The sequence below is a fragment of the Bradyrhizobium sp. i1.15.2 genome, assembly GCF_040548425.1.
In the GTDB taxonomy this organism is placed as follows: domain Bacteria; phylum Pseudomonadota; class Alphaproteobacteria; order Rhizobiales; family Xanthobacteraceae; genus Bradyrhizobium; species Bradyrhizobium canariense.
Genome location: NZ_JBEPRQ010000008.1, coordinates 154,282 through 170,199, shown reverse-complemented (window position 1 = coordinate 170,199; position 15,918 = coordinate 154,282). Strand labels below are relative to the sequence as shown.

At 64.6% G+C, this 15,918-nt stretch carries 22 protein-coding genes; 11 read left to right on the top strand and 11 right to left on the bottom strand.

The features are described 5' to 3' along the window. Positions 1-286: 286 nt before the first annotated feature. Positions 287-751, top strand: coding sequence for a PaaI family thioesterase (locus ABIB80_RS17370; protein ID WP_007602203.1), 465 nt, complete (start codon positions 287-289; stop codon positions 749-751). Positions 752-863: 112 nt separating this feature from the next. On the opposite strand, the gene ABIB80_RS17365 is transcribed toward ABIB80_RS17370, so the two are convergent. The 4 genes from ABIB80_RS17365 to ABIB80_RS17350 form a co-directional block, all read right to left on the bottom strand. Further along, a complete protein-coding gene (locus ABIB80_RS17365) occupies positions 864-1,157 on the bottom strand; it encodes an HdeA/HdeB family chaperone (protein ID WP_007602202.1) in 294 nt (97 codons plus the stop codon). 224 nt (positions 1,158-1,381) lie between these two features. Continuing rightward, a complete protein-coding gene (locus ABIB80_RS17360; protein ID WP_354128058.1) occupies positions 1,382-3,397 on the bottom strand; it encodes a pyrroloquinoline quinone-dependent dehydrogenase in 2,016 nt (671 codons plus the stop codon). 33 nt (positions 3,398-3,430) lie between these two features. Next, positions 3,431-3,664 (bottom strand): hypothetical protein, encoded by a 234-nt coding sequence (locus ABIB80_RS17355; RefSeq protein ID WP_007602200.1) that lies wholly within the window; start codon positions 3,662-3,664, stop codon positions 3,431-3,433. Between the two features lie 41 nt (positions 3,665-3,705). Then, positions 3,706-3,870: a hypothetical protein gene (locus tag ABIB80_RS17350; protein WP_354128057.1), complete on the bottom strand. Its 165-nt coding sequence runs from the start codon at positions 3,868-3,870 to the stop codon at positions 3,706-3,708. Positions 3,871-3,907: 37 nt separating this feature from the next. Between ABIB80_RS17350 and ABIB80_RS17345 the strand changes: the two genes are divergently transcribed. Both ABIB80_RS17345 and ABIB80_RS17340 read left to right on the top strand, forming a co-directional pair. Further along, complete coding sequence (locus tag ABIB80_RS17345; RefSeq protein ID WP_007602199.1) at positions 3,908-4,312, top strand: hypothetical protein; 405 nt, start codon at positions 3,908-3,910, stop codon at positions 4,310-4,312. 110 nt (positions 4,313-4,422) lie between these two features. Beyond that, positions 4,423-4,755 carry a hypothetical protein gene (locus tag ABIB80_RS17340; protein ID WP_035994586.1) on the top strand — a complete coding sequence of 111 codons (333 nt, stop codon included), beginning with the start codon at positions 4,423-4,425 and terminating at the stop codon, positions 4,753-4,755. A 75-nt stretch (positions 4,756-4,830) separates the two neighbouring features. On the opposite strand, the gene ABIB80_RS17335 is transcribed toward ABIB80_RS17340, so the two are convergent. Genes ABIB80_RS17335 through ABIB80_RS17325 form a run of 3 tightly spaced genes read right to left on the bottom strand, consistent with a single transcriptional unit; the run spans position 4,831 to position 6,110 of the window. Beyond that, positions 4,831-5,187 carry a carboxymuconolactone decarboxylase family protein gene (locus tag ABIB80_RS17335; RefSeq protein WP_007602197.1) on the bottom strand — a complete coding sequence of 119 codons (357 nt, stop codon included), beginning with the start codon at positions 5,185-5,187 and terminating at the stop codon, positions 4,831-4,833. 21 nt (positions 5,188-5,208) lie between these two features. Beyond that, the gene (locus ABIB80_RS17330) at positions 5,209-5,676 is read right to left on the bottom strand and encodes a DUF6691 family protein (protein WP_354128056.1); all 468 of its coding nucleotides are present in this window, start codon (positions 5,674-5,676) and stop codon (positions 5,209-5,211) included. A 5-nt stretch (positions 5,677-5,681) separates the two neighbouring features. Continuing rightward, entirely contained in the window at positions 5,682-6,110 is a 429-nt protein-coding gene (locus tag ABIB80_RS17325) for a YeeE/YedE family protein (RefSeq protein ID WP_354128055.1), read from the bottom strand. An 88-nt stretch (positions 6,111-6,198) separates the two neighbouring features. Here ABIB80_RS17325 and ABIB80_RS17320 point away from each other — a divergent pair, with 88 nt between their 5' ends. From ABIB80_RS17320 to ABIB80_RS17310, 3 genes are all read left to right on the top strand, one after another. Then, the gene (locus tag ABIB80_RS17320) at positions 6,199-6,519 is read left to right on the top strand and encodes an ArsR/SmtB family transcription factor (RefSeq protein WP_007602193.1); all 321 of its coding nucleotides are present in this window, start codon (positions 6,199-6,201) and stop codon (positions 6,517-6,519) included. Between the two features lie 34 nt (positions 6,520-6,553). Beyond that, positions 6,554-7,993: a cytochrome c oxidase accessory protein CcoG gene (gene ccoG / locus ABIB80_RS17315; protein WP_354128054.1), complete on the top strand. Its 1,440-nt coding sequence runs from the start codon at positions 6,554-6,556 to the stop codon at positions 7,991-7,993. A 351-nt stretch (positions 7,994-8,344) separates the two neighbouring features. Continuing rightward, positions 8,345-9,508: a GNAT family N-acetyltransferase gene (locus ABIB80_RS17310; protein ID WP_354128053.1), complete on the top strand. Its 1,164-nt coding sequence runs from the start codon at positions 8,345-8,347 to the stop codon at positions 9,506-9,508. Positions 9,509-9,516: 8 nt separating this feature from the next. Here ABIB80_RS17310 and ABIB80_RS17305 read toward each other — a convergent pair whose 3' ends face one another. Next, positions 9,517-10,182 (bottom strand): DsbA family oxidoreductase, encoded by a 666-nt coding sequence (locus ABIB80_RS17305; RefSeq protein WP_354128052.1) that lies wholly within the window; start codon positions 10,180-10,182, stop codon positions 9,517-9,519. A 67-nt stretch (positions 10,183-10,249) separates the two neighbouring features. Next, complete coding sequence (locus ABIB80_RS17300) at positions 10,250-11,071, bottom strand: helix-turn-helix domain-containing protein (protein ID WP_219685023.1); 822 nt, start codon at positions 11,069-11,071, stop codon at positions 10,250-10,252. A gap of 101 nt (positions 11,072-11,172) precedes the next feature. Between ABIB80_RS17300 and ABIB80_RS17295 the strand changes: the two genes are divergently transcribed. Both ABIB80_RS17295 and ABIB80_RS17290 read left to right on the top strand, forming a co-directional pair. Continuing rightward, positions 11,173-11,403, top strand: a complete 231-nt coding sequence (locus ABIB80_RS17295; RefSeq protein WP_198288280.1) for a hypothetical protein — start codon at positions 11,173-11,175, stop codon at positions 11,401-11,403. 37 nt (positions 11,404-11,440) lie between these two features. After that, positions 11,441-11,839: a hypothetical protein gene (locus ABIB80_RS17290; RefSeq protein ID WP_354128051.1), complete on the top strand. Its 399-nt coding sequence runs from the start codon at positions 11,441-11,443 to the stop codon at positions 11,837-11,839. Between the two features lie 143 nt (positions 11,840-11,982). On the opposite strand, the gene ABIB80_RS17285 is transcribed toward ABIB80_RS17290, so the two are convergent. Next, a complete protein-coding gene (locus tag ABIB80_RS17285) occupies positions 11,983-12,543 on the bottom strand; it encodes an SET domain-containing protein (RefSeq protein ID WP_354128050.1) in 561 nt (186 codons plus the stop codon). 165 nt (positions 12,544-12,708) lie between these two features. Between ABIB80_RS17285 and ABIB80_RS17280 the strand changes: the two genes are divergently transcribed. Beyond that, positions 12,709-13,329: a hypothetical protein gene (locus ABIB80_RS17280; protein WP_354128115.1), complete on the top strand. Its 621-nt coding sequence runs from the start codon at positions 12,709-12,711 to the stop codon at positions 13,327-13,329. Positions 13,330-13,346: 17 nt separating this feature from the next. On the opposite strand, the gene ABIB80_RS17275 is transcribed toward ABIB80_RS17280, so the two are convergent. Further along, a complete protein-coding gene (locus ABIB80_RS17275; RefSeq protein WP_354128049.1) occupies positions 13,347-14,072 on the bottom strand; it encodes a TetR/AcrR family transcriptional regulator in 726 nt (241 codons plus the stop codon). 106 nt (positions 14,073-14,178) lie between these two features. Here ABIB80_RS17275 and ABIB80_RS17270 point away from each other — a divergent pair, with 106 nt between their 5' ends. Beyond that, positions 14,179-15,576 (top strand): carotenoid oxygenase family protein, encoded by a 1,398-nt coding sequence (locus tag ABIB80_RS17270; protein WP_354128048.1) that lies wholly within the window; start codon positions 14,179-14,181, stop codon positions 15,574-15,576. A gap of 40 nt (positions 15,577-15,616) precedes the next feature. Then, a complete protein-coding gene (locus ABIB80_RS17265) occupies positions 15,617-15,880 on the top strand; it encodes a hypothetical protein (RefSeq protein ID WP_354128047.1) in 264 nt (87 codons plus the stop codon). Positions 15,881-15,918 lie beyond the last annotated feature (38 nt).

Below are 15,918 nucleotides of genomic sequence, written 5' to 3'. Positions count from 1 at the left end.
CGGCCCGCTAGAGCCGGTCCGATTTGCACGATTTCGGCGCGTGGAGCCAGTCGTCCCAGATCGGGCCGCACTTGGTGCACCCGTTCAGCAACAGGCCGAGCCCGGCCAGACAAAACACGAGGACATACCGACGCAACATCACCCACCCCATACCCACTCCGTGGCATCATACCGGGCGAAGTCAGGCATTTTCAAGCCGACCGGGACCCGCGGCAGGCCGGGTGACTTTGCCGCGCCGGTCTGCTCGGATTGCCGAACATCCGACAATACGGAGGGAACGACAGCAATGCCATCGCAGCCAGAAGCCGAGTTCGGCATCACTGAGGCCCGACGCATCCTCGGCGAGGTCTTTGCGCCCTGGGTCCAGGATCTCAACCTGTCGGTCGAGCGCATCGAGCACCTGCCGCCGCCGGACGTGCCGGACTGGCAGCCGGCAGCGCTCCTGCGCATGCCGTTCTCGGAGCGCCTGTGCCGCAACGGCGGCGTGGTCTGCGGCCAAGCGCTGATGGCGCTCGCCGACACCGCGATGGTGATCGCGAACCTCGCCGCCAACCGCGGCTATCGACCGATGACGACGGTCGACCAGACCACGCATTTCATGCGCGCGGTCTCCTCGTCGGACGTGCTGGCCGACGCCCGCGTGGTGCGGCTCGGACGCAGCATGAGCTTTGGCCGGGTCACGCTGCTCTCGGCCACCGACAACAAGCCGGTGGCGATGGTGTCGAGCGCGTTCGCGATGCTGCCGGGGTGAGTATCAGCCGAAAAGAGGAAAGCCGCGTGAGCGCAAAGCGCACCGCGGCTCTCGATGGCGTCATGTCGAGACAGGAAGCGCGATCGCGCTTCGCGCCGTCACGCGGGAGACGTTACTTGCCGAGCACTTCGTCAGCCGCCGTGACGATGCTGACGTTCGGATTTTTTCCGCAATAGCTGCCGAACTGCTTGGCGTTCTCGACGAACACGTCGGTGTCGATGATCGCGTTCTCTTCGTCGCCCTTGTACCAGCCGTCCATCCAGGTCAGCACCATCTTGATGGTGTCGTCGCCGCTCTCCAAGAACTGCTTGCAGCTCATGGTCGCGAGATCGAGCTTGGTGGCGTGGGCGGGCATGGACGACAGCGAGAGCGCTGCGGCGAACAGAAGCGAAAACGTGGTCTTCATCAATATCTCCATCGGCGCGTAGCGCCACAAAGGAACGGCTTGGGGGAAAATCGGCGGAGTGACTTCCGGTTCGACGTCGTAAACGAAATCTGAAGCGCTGTGCAAGTAGCGCCAGGATTGAATTTAGTTCAACGTAATTGGCGCAGCGAGAGGCGCATCGGCCTCGCTTTCGTGCAGTAGTGCATATGATGTGAATGATCGTTCGCATCGCGCGCGATGCTGCGTCATGTTCGCGCGATACGACCTCGGCGCCGCCAGCGCAGGCCTGCAACCACGAGCGCGATAATCGCGAGCGCGATCGCCGATGATGCCGCAAAAAATCGCCCACCGGGACGATCGATGGTACGCGACCATAACGACGGCCCCTCGCCGGGCAGTGCCAGGCGAAACGCAACGACGCTGTCGCCGATCGAGGTGCCTGCCTCGGAGTGGCCGCCGGCGCCGATCGCGACATACTGCTCTCCCTTCCAGAAATAGGTCATCGGATTGGCGACGCCTGGCACGGGCAGCCGACCCTGCCACAGCTCACTGCCGCTGCGCGCGTCGAAGGCGCGCAAATAGGCGTCCATCGCTCCGGTGAAGACGAGCCCGCCTGCCGTGACAGCGAGCCCGTTGACGAGCGGCGCACCCCACGGCAGCGGCACGCCGAGCGGGGCGAGATCCTCGGTGGTGCCGACCGTCGAACGCCAGAGGATCTTGCCCGCCTTCAGATCGACCGCGACCATCTCGCCCCAGGGCGGCTTGTTGCAAAGAAACCCGAGCGGCGACATTGCCACCGCACGCGACATCGCAAACGGCGCACCATTCTGCTGGCCGAAATCATGACCGGGCGGAGGATCGAATCCGGCCGCCTCCGCCCGCGGAATCAGCTTGATGAGATGAACGGCCCGGCTGGTGTTGGCATAGAGGACCTGGTTGACGGGATCGAAGGCTGCGCTGCCCCAGTTGACGCCGCCGCCGGTGAAGGGAAACTCCAGCGTGCCTTGCGTTGAGGGTGGCGTGTACAGGCCCTCGTTGCGTGCCTCCGCAAACTGCGTCTCGCAAGCTGAGCGGCGCAGGCCAGGAACGAGCGAGAGCGCATCCTCAGTCGAGATTTTTTGCGACATCAGCGGTGGCACATGCGTCGGGAATGGCTGCGTGGGCGACAGCCGTTCACCTTCCGCGGCCCCCTGCGGAACGCTGCGCTCCTCGACCGGCCACACCGGCTTGCCGGTATCGCGATCGAGCACAAAGACAAAGCCCTGCTTGGTCGGCTGGATCACGACATCGCGCTGACCTTCGCCGGTGTCGATGCGCGTGAGCGTCGGTTGCGCCGGAAGATCGTAATCCCAGACGTCGTGATGCACGGTCTGGAATGCCCATACGAGTTCGCCGGTCTCAATGCGCAGCGCGACCACCGAATTGGCATGCTCGTTGTTGCCCGGCCGCTTGCCGCCCCAAAAATCCGGCGACGGCGAGGACGTCGGCAGGAATACCAGTCCGCGCGCCGCGTCGACCGACATCGGCGCCCAGACATTGGCGTGACCGGCTTCGATGCCGTCGCGCTTGAGCGGCTCGAACGTCCAGCGCGGCTGACCGCTACGCGCATCGAACGCGCGCACCACACCGCTCGGCGCGTCGACGCGGCGGTTGTCGCCGATCGCGGAGCCGACCACGACGACGCCGCGGCCGACCGCCGGCGGCGAGGTGATCTGGAATTCGCCGGGCCATTCCAGCTTCATGCCGATATCGGGCCTGACCTCACCGCCCTCCCCGAATCCGCCACAGGGGATACCCGTCTTCGCATCGAGCGCGATCAGGCGAACATCGTTCGTGCCCATGAAGATACGCGATCGACATGCGGCATCCGCAGGCGCCTCATCGTCGATCCAGTAGGTGACGCCGCGGCAGACGTAGCGGTTGGCGGGACGCTGGTTGATTGCGATCTTCGGATCGTAGCGCCATTTCTGCGCGCCCGTGCCGGGATCGAGCGCAATCACCTCGTTGAAAGGCGAGCAGAAGACCAGGCTGTCCTCGACGAACAGCGGCGTCGCCTGGAATTTGGTTCGCCGCATCACTCCGGGCGGCCGCGCCGCGAGATCGCCCGTCTGGAATTCGAAGGCCCGAACCAGGTTGCCGACATTGTCGGGCGTGATCTCTCGCAATGGCGAGAAGCGCGAGCCACCGGGATCGCCACCCCAGCTCTCCCAGGCGAGGCCTGGCCGCGCCGAAAACAAGAGGAGCGTGATGAGAGCTGCCAAATACCGGGGGCGGGTCGCCAGCGCCCGCCTCACCTATTTCGGCTTCTTGGCGGGTTCAGGCGGACGCGCCCCGCTCCAAGGGTCGTACTTCTCCTTGGATTCGGGAATGCGCTCGAGCGCGGCCTTGTAGGCCTTCTCGTCGACCTTGGGCTTGTTGTCCGCCTTCTGGCCGCCCTCGTTAGGCTGACGCCTGCCGCCGCCCATCTGCGCCTGCGCGGAGGCAACCGCCAGCGCCAGCACGGCGGCCGCTATGACCAAAATCCTCATGGGCGCAATCCCCCTCGTCTGGGGTACAAACTAGCCGGCAATTATGGAATAGCCAATGCCGCGGGGTCCAGGGCTTCAGGAAATTCTGGCTCCAGGAAATCTTGCTCCAGGAATCTTGCTCCAGGAATCTTGCTCCAGGAAATCTTGGCTTCAAGAAATCCTGGCTTCAGCAAATCTTGATTGGCCGGGTCTTCGTCGGATCGCATTCGTGCCTATATTTTGGCCCGCAGGGGACCTTCACGGATGTTACGGATTATTGCTCACGCCGCGCTGCTGGCCAGCGCGCTCGCGCTCGGGGCCTGCGGCTTTGCCGACAGCCGCGCACCGGTGCCCGAGTTCATGCGCATGAAGGAGGCCGAGCAGCCGCCGCCCGAAGCGGCCCCCGACGTCAAACGCGTCGTGCGCGAGCAGATCGAATTCGTCTTCCTCAGCACGGCCTATCCGCGTGAGGTGCATGTCGCCTCACCCCATCGTGAGGTGCGGGGACCGGGCTGGACAGCTTGCGTCCGCGCCCAGCTCACCTCGGCGACCGGATCGCCGCTCGGGCCACAGACCTACATCGTGACCATATCGGGCGGAAAGGTGGTCGATCGCCGCCGCGCCGAAGCGGACGACATCTGCGGGTCGGAAAGCTACGAGCCGATCTAGGAAGCAGATCAAGCCGACATCCGATCCGGTTCCGGGAAAAACCTGTAATTTTGCCGGAACGATCATGGCCTCCCCTTCTTGTTACCGCCGAGGGCAGTTTCGAGGAGGACATGATGAGGACATTCACGATTGCATTGCTGGCTGGTGTCGGAGCCTTGGCAGCGGTGAGCGGCGCGAAGGCCGCCGACGTCTATACGACCAGCGAATACACCAGCCCCGATCTCGTCCAGCAAGTGCGGCTGGTCTGCGACGATTCCGGCAATTGCTATCGCACCCGCGGCGGCTCGCGCGTGATCGTGCGCGACTCCTATGCGACCATGCCGCGCGACCGCTACTATGAGCGCCGCACCTATCGCGACTGGGACGATGGTCCGCGCGGCGGCGTCGGTATCCGCGCGCCCGGCGTCAGTGTTGGCGTCGGTGTCGGCGGGGACCGCTGGTAATCAATGATGACATGACAGGCGGGACCGAACGAGACAACTCGTCCGGTCCCGCCCATGCGATTCGTGTCGCAGACGTCAGGCAGCAACTGTCTGCTGCTGGAACTGCTCGTAGGCCGCGATCGCATCCGCGGCATACATCAGCGACGGCCCGCCGCCCATGTAGACGGCCATGCCGAGCGTCTCCTCGACCTCCTCGCGCGTTGCACCGAGCTTGACCAGGGCTTCGGTATGGAAGCCGATGCAGCCATCGCAATGCGCGGCAACGCCGAGCGCGAGCGCAATCATTTCCTTGGTCTTCTTGTCCAGCGCGCCGTCGCGCGTGGCGGCCTGTGCAAGTGCGGAAAATCCCTTCATGGTGTCGGGAATGTCGCTGCGCAGCTTGCGCATGTTGGCGGAGATTTGGCGGGTGATCTCGGGGTAATTCTTGTCCATGACTTACTCTCTGCGTTTACTCTAGGTGTCGAACGGATCGGCCGGCGTGACGAAGCGCGTCAATGACGGCAGGTGAGCGACGAAGCGGGCGAGCGCCATGCCGGCACTCATCGCAACGACGAAGATGACGGCAGACACGGAGCCAAATCCGAGAGCGGTCAGCGCCGGCCCCGGACAGAAGCCCGCCAGTCCCCAACCCACACCGAAGATCGCGGGGCCTGCGATGATCCTGGGATCGATGTCGTTGCGCCTCGGAAGATAAAATCGTTCGGCGAAGTAGGGCCGCGCGAGCTTCAGGACACGTTTGAAGCCGGTGAAAGTCACGGCCACCGCGCCGGCCATCACGAAGGCAAGGCTCGCATCCCACGTCCCCGCCGGGATGCCGCCGACGTCGAGGAAGTTCAGGACCTTCGCCGGATTCGCCATGCCCGAGACGATCAGGCCCAGGCCGAAAATCACGCCGATCAAGAATTGAACCGGTATAGCCATCGCCATCAGTTCCAGTGCCGCATCACGAGGACCGTCGCCATGCCGGTCGCCATAAAGGTCATGGTCGCGACCAGCGAGCGCGCCGAGAGCCGCGACAGGCCGCAGACGCCGTGGCCGGAGGTGCAGCCACTGCCCCAGACCGAACCGAAGCCCGTAAGCAAGCCGCCGACAATCAAAACGACCGGATTCGCCTCGATTGTCTGCGCCGGCAGGCTTCCGGTGACGAGCAGCACGAGCACGGGCGCGGCGACGAGGCCTGCGATGAAGGCAAGCCGGCCAGGAAATTGGCGGTCCTGGTAAGGGGGAAACAGCCGCGCCGCGATGCCGCTGACGCCGGCGATCCGCCCCGTCGCCCACATCAGCAGAACGGCAGACAAGCCGATCAGCGCACCGCCAACAAGGGAGGCGATTGGCGTAAATGATGTCGAGACCATGCGACCTCCGGATCGAGCACGCCCGGCGCGGGCGGATACCTTTACTTTAGTTCTTTCGTATTTTCGAATATACTAATATATGTCGGCCATGAAACGCAAGCTCCGCAATCAAGAGTTGGTCGCGCTTGAGGAGAAGGCCGAGGAGGCTTCCCGCCTCCTCACGGCCATGGGCAATCCGAAGCGACTGCTGGTCCTCTGCAACATGCTGGACGGCGAGAAGTCGGTCGGCGAACTCGCCGACATCGCGGGCCTGTCGTCGGCCGCACTATCTCAGCATCTCGGCAAGATGCGCGCATTGAGCCTGGTCAAACCCAGAAGGGATGGTCAGACGATATACTACAGTATCGCGAGCCAGGAAGTCCGCGCGTTGCTGGAGACGCTGTACCGCCTCTTCTGCACTCCCGGATAGGCCTCTCGCTTGCGCTAGACGCGAGGAGCGCAGGATGACCGACGACACCATCATCGAGGGACCGCTCTACGAGAAGCGGAAGAAGGTCTACCCGCAATCGGTCCACGGGCCGTTCCGTCGCATCAAATGGGCGATCCTCTGCGTCACGCTCGGGACCTATTATCTGCTGCCCTTCATTCGCTGGAACCGCGGACCCGGCCTGCCGAACCAGGCTGTCCTGGTCGACTTGCCGCATCGCCGGTTCTATTTCTTCTTCATCGAACTGTGGCCGCAGGAGGTCTATTACTTCACGGGCCTGCTCATCATTGCCGCCATGGTGCTGTTCCTGATGAACGCGGTGGCCGGTCGTATCTGGTGCGGCTACATGTGCCCACAGACGTTATGGACCGATTTGTTCTATGCAGTGGAACGCTGGGTCGAGGGCGACCGGCGCGAGCGCATGCTGGGCGACAAGCGCTACTGGACCTTTGGTCACATCCGGAAGGTCGCAACCAAGCACTTTCTCTGGATCATGATCGCCTGGTGGACCGGCGGCGCCTGGGTGCTCTATTTCGCCGACGCGCCGACGCTGGTGAAGGAGCTCGCCACCGTCCAGGCGCCGTTCATCGCCTATCTCTGGATTGGCATCCTGACCGCAACGACCTACGCCTTTGCAGGTCACGCCCGCGAGCAGATGTGCATCTACATGTGTCCCTGGCCGCGCATCCAGGCGGCGCTGACCGACGAATGGGCGCTCAACGTCACGTATCGCCGCGACCGTGGCGAGCCACGCATGTCGGTGAAGAAGGCGCAGGTCGCCCGCACCCATGGCGACATCGCGGGCGACTGCATCGACTGCCACCAGTGCATCAATGTCTGCCCGACCGGCGTCGACATCCGGCACGGCATCCAGCTCGGCTGCATCCAATGCGGCCTGTGCATCGACGCCTGCGACAACGTGATGCGGGAGATCGGCCGGCCCGCCGGCCTGATCGGCTACGATACCGACATCAACATGCAGCGCCGGAGCGAGGGCAAGGCGCCGATTTACCGCATCATCCGCGCGCGCACCCTGATCTATACCGCGGCCATTGCCATCGCTGGCGGCATCATGCTCTACGCGCTCGCCACGCGTGCGACGATGGACGTCAACGTGCTACACGAGCGCAATCCACTCTTCGTTCAGCTCGCCGGTGGCGGCGTCCGCAACGACTACACCCTGCGCATCCTCAACAAGGGCGAGCAGCGGTCGTTTGCGCTCGAGGTCTCCGGCCTGCCGGGCGCGACAATTCGCGTCGCCGGCATCGAGGTTGCAGCTGACGGCAAGCCCGTCGTCGAGGTCGGGCAGGATCAGACCCGCGAGGTCCGGCTGTCGGTGCAGGTCGGCCCGACGCAGCTGCCGCAGACCTCGCGCGACATCGACATCGGGATCACCGACACTGCCGGCGGCGGACGAGCAAGCGCGCGCGACCATTTCGTGCCGGGTGACCGATAGCCAGCTGTCTCCCGCTGCATGCCAGGCCTATCGCAGCTGAAAGATGCGGCGGAAAGCTTGCTTGCGGCCATCCTTCGAGACGCCCGCCTGGGGCGGGCCCTCAGGATGAGGTCGCGGTTTGCGACGAGATTTCAGACCCTCATGGTGAGGAGCCCGCCCAAGCGGGCGTCTCGAACCATGCAGGCCGAGGTCGTCCGGCAGCCTTCTGCCACCCTATGCAATCGCCATGCGGCGGCTCGTGGCCGCATGCTCAACGGGACGTTAATATTACCACTCGAATTGAAGCGGCGTCCCAACGGTATTTTCCAATCTTTGCGCTAAGCATGGCCTCCTGAACGGGGACGACGGGACGTGGTCGATATCGCGCACCAGGCTGCGATCAATCCGGCATCGGCAAAGCATGCCGCGGCGGCGCGCGCGCGTGTCCCGCTTACGGCGATCGAACCCAGCCAGTGGCGCGCACTCGCTCAGCGCGCGATCGAGCCGAACGGATATTACCTGCCGGGCTGGGAGCTCGCTGTCAGCGCAACCGCGCGCGGCCGCACCGATGCCTCGGCGCTTTCCGCATGCGATGGATCGCGGCTGATCGGGCTGATGCCGGTGATCTCGCTCTGGCGGGCATGGAAGATCCCCCTGCCCGCGCTGGTGAGCGCGCATCCCTATGGTACGCTGTGCAGCCCGCTGATCGACCGCGATGCCCGGATCGAGGCAGCGGCGCGCCTGTTGCAGCAGGCCCGCGCGGCCGGAGCGCATGCGCTCGTGCTGAACGATGTCGCGCTCGATGGGGCGGCAATGACCGCCCTCAACCAGGTTCTGAATCGCGACGGCCTGAAGCCGCGCCTCCTCAACTCCTACATCCGCGCCAGCCTCGACGCGACCCAGGACGGTGAGACGCTGCTTCGCGACGCGCTCGGCACCAAAAAGCTCAAGGAGCTACGCCGCCAACGCCATCGTCTCGAAGAACACGGCGCGGCCGTGTTCGACGTCGCGCGCAGCCCCGACGAGATCAGGCCGGCGCTCGAGACATTTTTGCAGCTCGAAGCTAGTGGCTGGAAGGGCAAGCGCGGAACCGCGCTGGTCCAGCATGCCGGCGATGCAACCTTCATCCGCCGCGCCGTTCCCGCGCTGGCAGAAACCGCGCAATGCGAGATCGTCACCCTTCGCGCCGGCGCGATGCCGGTGGCCGCCGGCATCGTACTGCGCCATCAGGACCGCGCCTTCTTCTTCAAGCTCGGCATCGACGAGCGCTTCGCAAGATATTCGCCGGGCGTGCAGCTTACGCTCGAGCTCACCCGCCGCCTCTGCGCCGATCCGGCCATTGCCAGCGCGGATTCCACCGCGAGCGCCGATCACCCCATGATCAACCCGATCTGGCGCGGGCGTTTCGCCGTCGGCGACGTGCTGATACCGTTGCTGCGGAACGACCCCATCGTCGCGCTCGTTCACGGAGCGCTCGCGGCGCACGGCATCGCCTACGCGGCGGCGCGCCGCGCAGTTCGCCTGCTTCGTAAATAGGATAGCTCCTACTCAGCCGCCTGGGCGTTGATCTCCGCCGAGACCTCGCGGATGGCGCGCGCGAGCATGTTGGGATCCTGCGCACCGGAGACGGCGTATTTTTGCGCGAACACGTAGGTCGGCACGCCGGAGATGCCCTTCTCGGCGGCTTCCTGCGCGTCCGCCGATACGCGCGCGACGTCCTCGTCGGTGGCGAGGCGCTTGCGCACGTCGTCGGGATCGAGGCCGACATCGGCAGCCGCCTGCACAAGCACGTTCACATCGGTGAGGTCGCCGCCGTCGCGGAAGTAGAGCTCCATCAGGCGCTGCTTCATCTCGGGCGCCTTGCCGATCGCCTCGGCCCAGAGGATCAGGCGGTGGCAGTCGGTGGTGTTGGGCTGACGCGCGACCAGCTCTGGCCGATAGACGAGCCCCTCTTCGCCCGCGGCCGCAACGACGCGTCCCGCAATGCCCTTATAGGCCTCGACCGAGCCGAACTTCTTGGTGAGATACTCCTCCCGGCTGATGCCCTCGGACGGCACCCAGGGATTGAGGAAGAAGGGACGGAAATTGAGCTTGACCGGAACGTCGGGCACCAGCGCCAGCGCGCTCTCGATCCGGTGCTTGCCGATATAGCACCAGGGGCATACCACGTCGGAGACGACGTCAATCTGGAGCGGCTTTAGGGTGCTCATGAGCGCCTCCTTCGGGCGTTGCGGGTTGTGCCCAAAGATAAGCCGAACCCATTCCGAGGCAAGGCCGCTAGCTCATGGCTGCTGCCATTTGTCGGAGCCGCTCGGCAGTGCGCTCGTCGGCCGGGAAGAAGGTTTCCAGAGCCAGCTCCGATAGCGTGATGTCGACCGGCGTACCGAACACCATGGTGGTGGAGAAGAAACTTAGTATCTCCCCGTCGTGGCGCAGCTTGAAGGGGATCGCGACATTGTCGCTCGACAGCGGCGCCGCACGCGCCGGGATCGGATAGCTCTTCAGGTCGTTGTACAGCTTGATCAGCTCGGGATCGGCGGTCGCCTCGCATTGCCGGTGCAACCGCTCCAGGAGATGCCCGCACCATTCCGCGAGATTGACCGTGCGCGGTGCCAGAGCCTCGGGATGGAAGGCAAGCCTCAGCACGTTGAAGGGCTGACCGAGCAGTCGCTGCGGAATGCCGGCGAGCAGCGGCGCCAGCATGCGGTTGGCGGAGACCAGATTCCAGTGGCGGTCATAAGCCAGCGCCGGATTGGGCTCATGCGCCCTAAGGACGAGGTCGATCGCCTGGCGGGCTGATTTCAAGGCGGGATCCTCCAGCGGGCGCTGCGGAAAGGCCGGGGCATAGCCGGCGGCGACCAGCAGCACGTTGCGTTCGCGCAAGGGCACGTCGAGGCGCTCGGCGAGTCTGAGCACCATGTCGCGAGAGGGTGCGGCACGGCCAGTCTCGACGAAGCTCAAATGCCGCGCCGAGATTTCGGCCTCGCCGGCGAGATCGAGCTGGCTCATGCGGCGGCGCTGCCGCCATTCGCGCAGATGGTCGCCGATATGGACCGGCTGGCTGCGTTCGGCCTGTGCCGTGGATGCATGTGCGGTCATGGTCGAAAACCTAGCACGCAGATTTCGGCCCTTCCATTACGTCGGAGGTAATCGAATTGGGCCTCGGGCCGGCGCATCTTGGGTCGCAACAGGAGACGACCATGATCGCACTGCTGCTCTACCGGACCGTCGCAGACCACCTTGTTCCCTGGGCCATGGCACTCGCAACCCGGATGCTGGCGCGCGGCCTCAACATGCCGGAGCCGCTGGTGCATTCGACCGGCGACTATGTCGTCGCGCAGGTCACAGCCTTCGAGCACGGCGTCGGCAGGAGCCTTTGCCCGTTCCGCCTCGCCCGCCTGCTCCGCGCCTGGTGGCGCGGATTGCACTGACTTTCACCTCGAGCCCAACCCAACCATGGAGACCACGATGATTGACGCATCCACCTTGCTTCGCCGCGCGCTTCTTGCCGACGCGATCTTCAGCGGCGTCGCCGCTCTCGGTTTCACTTTCGGCGCCAGCACGTTCGCGTCGCTGTTCAACCTGCCCGAAGCGCTGCTGCGCGAGACCGGCCTGTTCCTGATCGCCTACACCGCGCTCGTCGGTTGGCTCGCCTCGCGCGGCTCCGTGGCAAAGCCGCTGGTGCTGCTAGTCGTGGTCGGCAACGCGGCCTGGACGGTCGGCAGCATCGCGCTGCTGCTCTCGGGCGCGGTGTCGCCGAATCTTGCCGGCGAGCTCATGGTCGTGGCGCAGGCGATCGCGACCGGCGTGTTTGCCGAGCTGCAATATGTGGGATTGCGCAGGAGCGGGAGTATGCTGGCTGCGTGAGGCCGCATCACTCGCTGTCGTCGCCCGGCTTGACCGGGCGACCCAGTATTCCAGAGGCAGTCGTCGCATACGAAAAGGCCGCGGCGTACTGGATGCCCCGCTTTCGCGGAGCATGACAGTTGTGCCAGAAGCTCGAAATCAGGCTACGCCCGCGCGCGCCCGTTGGCTTTGCCAACAGCGACGCCGTTGAGCTTCTTCTTTCTGACGGGCTTCGCCCCCGCCTTCTGCGCTTTACGCTCCGCGCGCGCCTTCACCTTGGCGCGTTCGGCCCGCGCTTCCGCGCGCAGCTTCTTGCGCTTCTTCTCGCAAGATTCGCACTTGCAGCCGATCGGCTTCAGGTAGGCTTTGAAATAATCGGTGCCGTAGTCGTAATTGATCTCGTCGCCCGGCTCGATGTTCTTGATGGCGCGGATGAAGACCTTGCGCTCGCGCGGCCGGACGTCGGATTCGGCGTTGGGCCGGCACGAATGGTTGATGTAGCGCGCGAGGTTCTTGCGCACCGAGCCGTCAATGGTCCAGCGGCCGTTGAGCTCGAACAAATATTTGTTCTCGATGTCGTCGTGCTCGGGAATCCGGGAGTCCAGGATCGGTCCGTAATAACGGATGATCCGGGTGCCCTTCTTGATCGGCTTGGTGGCGAAGAGGCCGAGCCCGGTCTTCGAGCGGCCGACGCGATAAGGTTTGTTGGACGAGGTGGCTGGCATGATCACGAAAAACGAGGACGCGAACAAGGCTGAAAGAGCCCAAGCGAAGCCGCTCTTCTAGAACGATTCCGCGCCCCTGTCAGGTGTCTGTCGACACTGTTTGAACCTTGCCCACAATCAAGACGTCTGATGGTACGGAGTTCCCGCTCGACTAAAGGCGTCGTCATGTTCCGCATCACCACCGCAACCTTGGCCATATTGCTCCTGGCCATGTTGCTGATGTGCAGCGGTCTCGGCCGCGCCGACGCCCAATCCGTGGGCAGCCAATATAGCTCGACGGCCTCGAAGGATTGCCGCCAGATCGGCAAGCCCAGCGAGCTCGACGGCAGCACCACGCGGGTCTGCAAGGGCAAGGATGGCCTCGTGGTCCTGATCGCCGAGGACGATCTTCGCGAAATCGTCTCGGTCGGCCGCAATCGCAAGGCCGCGGCCGAGGAACCGGCGGCAAAAGTCTGGTTCGCTCCGTTCAACTCGTCCGAGACCACGGTCGAATGGCGCACCGCGGGGGCCAAGCCGTTTGCGATGATCCAGCGCTGGCACATCGCCGATGGCACAGATCCCGACAAGCAGGGGCGGCCGAACACCAAGGCCATGCTGATCGTGACCCGGCTGCCACCCGGCCCCGTCTGCCACGTCGCCTATGTCGACGCGATCGCCAACCCGAACGCCAATGAGCTCGCGCGCAAGGCCGCGGACGAGTTCGCCCGCAGTTTTACCTGCGGCAAGGACGAGGTGAAGATCGTCGGCGCGCGCGGCCGAGCCGTCGAGCTCGCGACGATGCGCTAGGCGCTCGCGGCAAGCCATCAAGGGCCCGGCGGCTTCCCCGTCACGGGCGACATCAGCATCGCCTCGAGCAGTCGTTCGGGAGTCGTGCCCTCGGGCAGGCGCCCCAGAATATCCTCCAGCCGCCCATCGAGCAGCAGCATGGTAAAACCATGTACCATCGACCACGCGCGCGCGATCGCGGCGCCCTGATGGAGCGTCAGCGCGTCGCCGCTGATCTGCTCCTGCCGCATCATGCCGACGGCATTGGCGAGCCCGGCAAAGGACGCCTCGGCGGCCTCGTGCAGCGACGGCCTGGAATAGTCGAGGCGCTCGGTGCGGAACATGATGCCGTACATGCCGGGATGAGCCTGGGCATAGGCAACATAGGCTTTCGGCCGCGCCAGCGCGCGCTCGAGCGGGGTGGTGGCGGAGTCGGAGGACGACGCCATCGCCGCATTGAACTGGCGGAAGCCAACCGCCGCGAGCTCACTGAGAAGTCCGGTGAGGTCGCCGAAATGATGGGTGGGCGCGGCATGCGAGACGCCCGCCTCGCGCGCCACGGCGCGCAATGTCAGGCCGGCGAGCCCGTCACGCTCCAGCACCCGTTCGGCGGCCTGGAGCAGCGCCTCGCGCAGCGCGCCGTGGTGATAGGGCGCCTCGGCCTTGACGCTCGCCGTCCGTCGCGCGAGGCGCGCCGGGGCGCTCGCCTTCTTTGGGGTGCGCGCACCGCGCGCGGTTGCTGTCCTGATTTCGCTCTTGCCCATAGGCCAGCTATAAGACGCAATATTTACAGTGTAAAGATTTCACTTGACCAGAACTCCTCGTACGACTATTTGATCTTTACGATGTAAAGATGAGGGAGGATACGCCGTGCAGCAGGACGCCGTTGCCGAACGCCGCCACAATCTCGGTCCGATTCCGTTCGAGGCCGACGCGCCCTTCCTGAAAATCATCGGTGAATTGCCGCGCGAGCTGAACGGCACGCTCTATCGCAACGGCCCCGATCCGCAGTTCGAGTCGCCCGGCGCGCACTGGTTCGTCGGCGACGGCATGCTGCACGCCTTTCATCTCGAGAACGGGCGCGCCAGCCATCGCAACCGCTGGATCCGCACGTCGAAATGGCTGGCCGAGCACGATGCCGGCCGCGCGTTGTTCGGCGGCTTTGGCCGCAAGCTGCCGGATGCCCCGGCGAACCTGACCGACGGCGGCGTTGCGAATACCAACATCATCTTCCATGCCGGCAAGCTGCTTGCGCTGGAGGAGTTGCATCTGCCGACTGAGATCGAGCCCGGTACGCTCGCGACGCGCGGCTATCACAATTATCAAGGCCGCATCGCCGGCACCTTCACCGCGCACCCGAAGATCGATCCCGTCACCGGCGAGCTGGTGTTCTTCGGCTACAATGCGGCGGGACCGCTGACGCCTGCCCTCTCCTACGGGTCGATCGATGCGTCCGGTAAGGCGACGCGCTTCGAACGTTTCGAGGCGCCCTATGCCAGCATGGTGCACGACTTCATCGTCACGGAAAACCACCTGCTGTTTCCGATCCTGCCCCTCACCGGCAGCATGGAGCGCGCGATGAGCGGGCGGCCGCCCTATGCCTGGGAGCCGGACAAGGGCGCCTATGTCGGCGTGATCAAGCGCAAGGGCAGCGCGAAGGACATCGTCTGGTTTCGCGCTGAGGCCTGCTACGTCTTCCACGTCATGAATGCATGGGAGGAAGGTGACCGCATCATCGCCGACGTCATGCAGTTCGAGGAAGCACCACTGTTCACGCATCCCGACGGCACGCCCACCAATCCCGAGAAATCCTTCGCCCGCCATTGCCGCTGGACGTTTGATCTTGCCGGGAATACCGACCGCTTCCAGCAGACCTATCTCGACGATCTCACCGGCGAATTCCCGCGCATCGACGACCGCCGCGCCGGATTGAAGAGCGGTCACGGCTGGTACGCCTGCGCCAATCCGACGCTGCCGATGTTCGGCGCGTTGTCCGGCGTCGTCCATGTCGATGGCAAGGGCAAGCGCCTCGGCCATTATCTGCTGCCGGCCGGCGACACCATTTCTGAACCGGTCTTCGTCGAGCGGTCGAAAGATGCGGCAGAAGGCGATGGCTGGCTGCTGGCGGTGGTCTGGCGCGCGCGGGAGAACCGGAGCGACCTCGCCGTGTTCAACGCCAGGGATGTCGAGGCCGGCCCGGTCGCGTTGGTGCAGCTCGGCCACCGCGTGCCCGACGGTTTTCACGGCAATTGGGTCGGCGCGCAGTAGCTGTTCCTCGTCATCGCGGATGCCACCAAAGAGGTCTCTGATGCACATGCCATCGATCACTGCGGACTATCTCGTCGTCCTGGTCCTGATCTGCGCCGCCCTCACACTTCAGATGATCCAGCCGCGGCGGAGCGGCCAAACCGTCTTCAACGGCGGTATCTTGCTCGCCCTCGTCCTCTTGGTCACCTGTGCGTTACCTGCGCTGTCCTACCTGCCCTGGGCCGGATTCATCGACGAAATGGCCGACCAAGCCGTTGCAGCAATTCAATTTTTGGAAGTCGCTTACGTCATTTTGACACTGTAAAGATTTTGCTTGACCCCGCTCCGCCCGTGACTTATTGA

Coding starts and splice junctions, on each gene's coding strand:
- ABIB80_RS17280 (WP_354128115.1), top strand. CDS start 12,709: ATGTTCCGCATCACCACCGCAACCTTGGCCATATTGCTCCTGGCCATG.
- ABIB80_RS17370 (WP_007602203.1), top strand. CDS start 287: ATGCCATCGCAGCCAGAAGCCGAGTTCGGCATCACTGAGGCCCGACGC.
- ABIB80_RS17265 (WP_354128047.1), top strand. CDS start 15,617: ATGCACATGCCATCGATCACTGCGGACTATCTCGTCGTCCTGGTCCTG.
- ABIB80_RS17345 (WP_007602199.1), top strand. CDS start 3,908: ATGTTACGGATTATTGCTCACGCCGCGCTGCTGGCCAGCGCGCTCGCG.
- ABIB80_RS17300 (WP_219685023.1), bottom strand. CDS start 11,071: ATGACCGCACATGCATCCACGGCACAGGCCGAACGCAGCCAGCCGGTC.
- ABIB80_RS17290 (WP_354128051.1), top strand. CDS start 11,441: ATGATTGACGCATCCACCTTGCTTCGCCGCGCGCTTCTTGCCGACGCG.
- ABIB80_RS17365 (WP_007602202.1), bottom strand. CDS start 1,157: ATGAAGACCACGTTTTCGCTTCTGTTCGCCGCAGCGCTCTCGCTGTCG.
- ABIB80_RS17305 (WP_354128052.1), bottom strand. CDS start 10,182: ATGAGCACCCTAAAGCCGCTCCAGATTGACGTCGTCTCCGACGTGGTA.
- ccoG (WP_354128054.1), top strand. CDS start 6,554: ATGACCGACGACACCATCATCGAGGGACCGCTCTACGAGAAGCGGAAG.
- ABIB80_RS17275 (WP_354128049.1), bottom strand. CDS start 14,072: ATGGGCAAGAGCGAAATCAGGACAGCAACCGCGCGCGGTGCGCGCACC.
- ABIB80_RS17320 (WP_007602193.1), top strand. CDS start 6,199: ATGAAACGCAAGCTCCGCAATCAAGAGTTGGTCGCGCTTGAGGAGAAG.
- ABIB80_RS17350 (WP_354128057.1), bottom strand. CDS start 3,870: ATGCGATCCGACGAAGACCCGGCCAATCAAGATTTGCTGAAGCCAGGA.
- ABIB80_RS17355 (WP_007602200.1), bottom strand. CDS start 3,664: ATGAGGATTTTGGTCATAGCGGCCGCCGTGCTGGCGCTGGCGGTTGCC.
- ABIB80_RS17330 (WP_354128056.1), bottom strand. CDS start 5,676: ATGGCTATACCGGTTCAATTCTTGATCGGCGTGATTTTCGGCCTGGGC.
- ABIB80_RS17335 (WP_007602197.1), bottom strand. CDS start 5,187: ATGGACAAGAATTACCCCGAGATCACCCGCCAAATCTCCGCCAACATG.
- ABIB80_RS17285 (WP_354128050.1), bottom strand. CDS start 12,543: ATGCCAGCCACCTCGTCCAACAAACCTTATCGCGTCGGCCGCTCGAAG.
- ABIB80_RS17295 (WP_198288280.1), top strand. CDS start 11,173: ATGATCGCACTGCTGCTCTACCGGACCGTCGCAGACCACCTTGTTCCC.
- ABIB80_RS17325 (WP_354128055.1), bottom strand. CDS start 6,110: ATGGTCTCGACATCATTTACGCCAATCGCCTCCCTTGTTGGCGGTGCG.
- ABIB80_RS17340 (WP_035994586.1), top strand. CDS start 4,423: ATGATGAGGACATTCACGATTGCATTGCTGGCTGGTGTCGGAGCCTTG.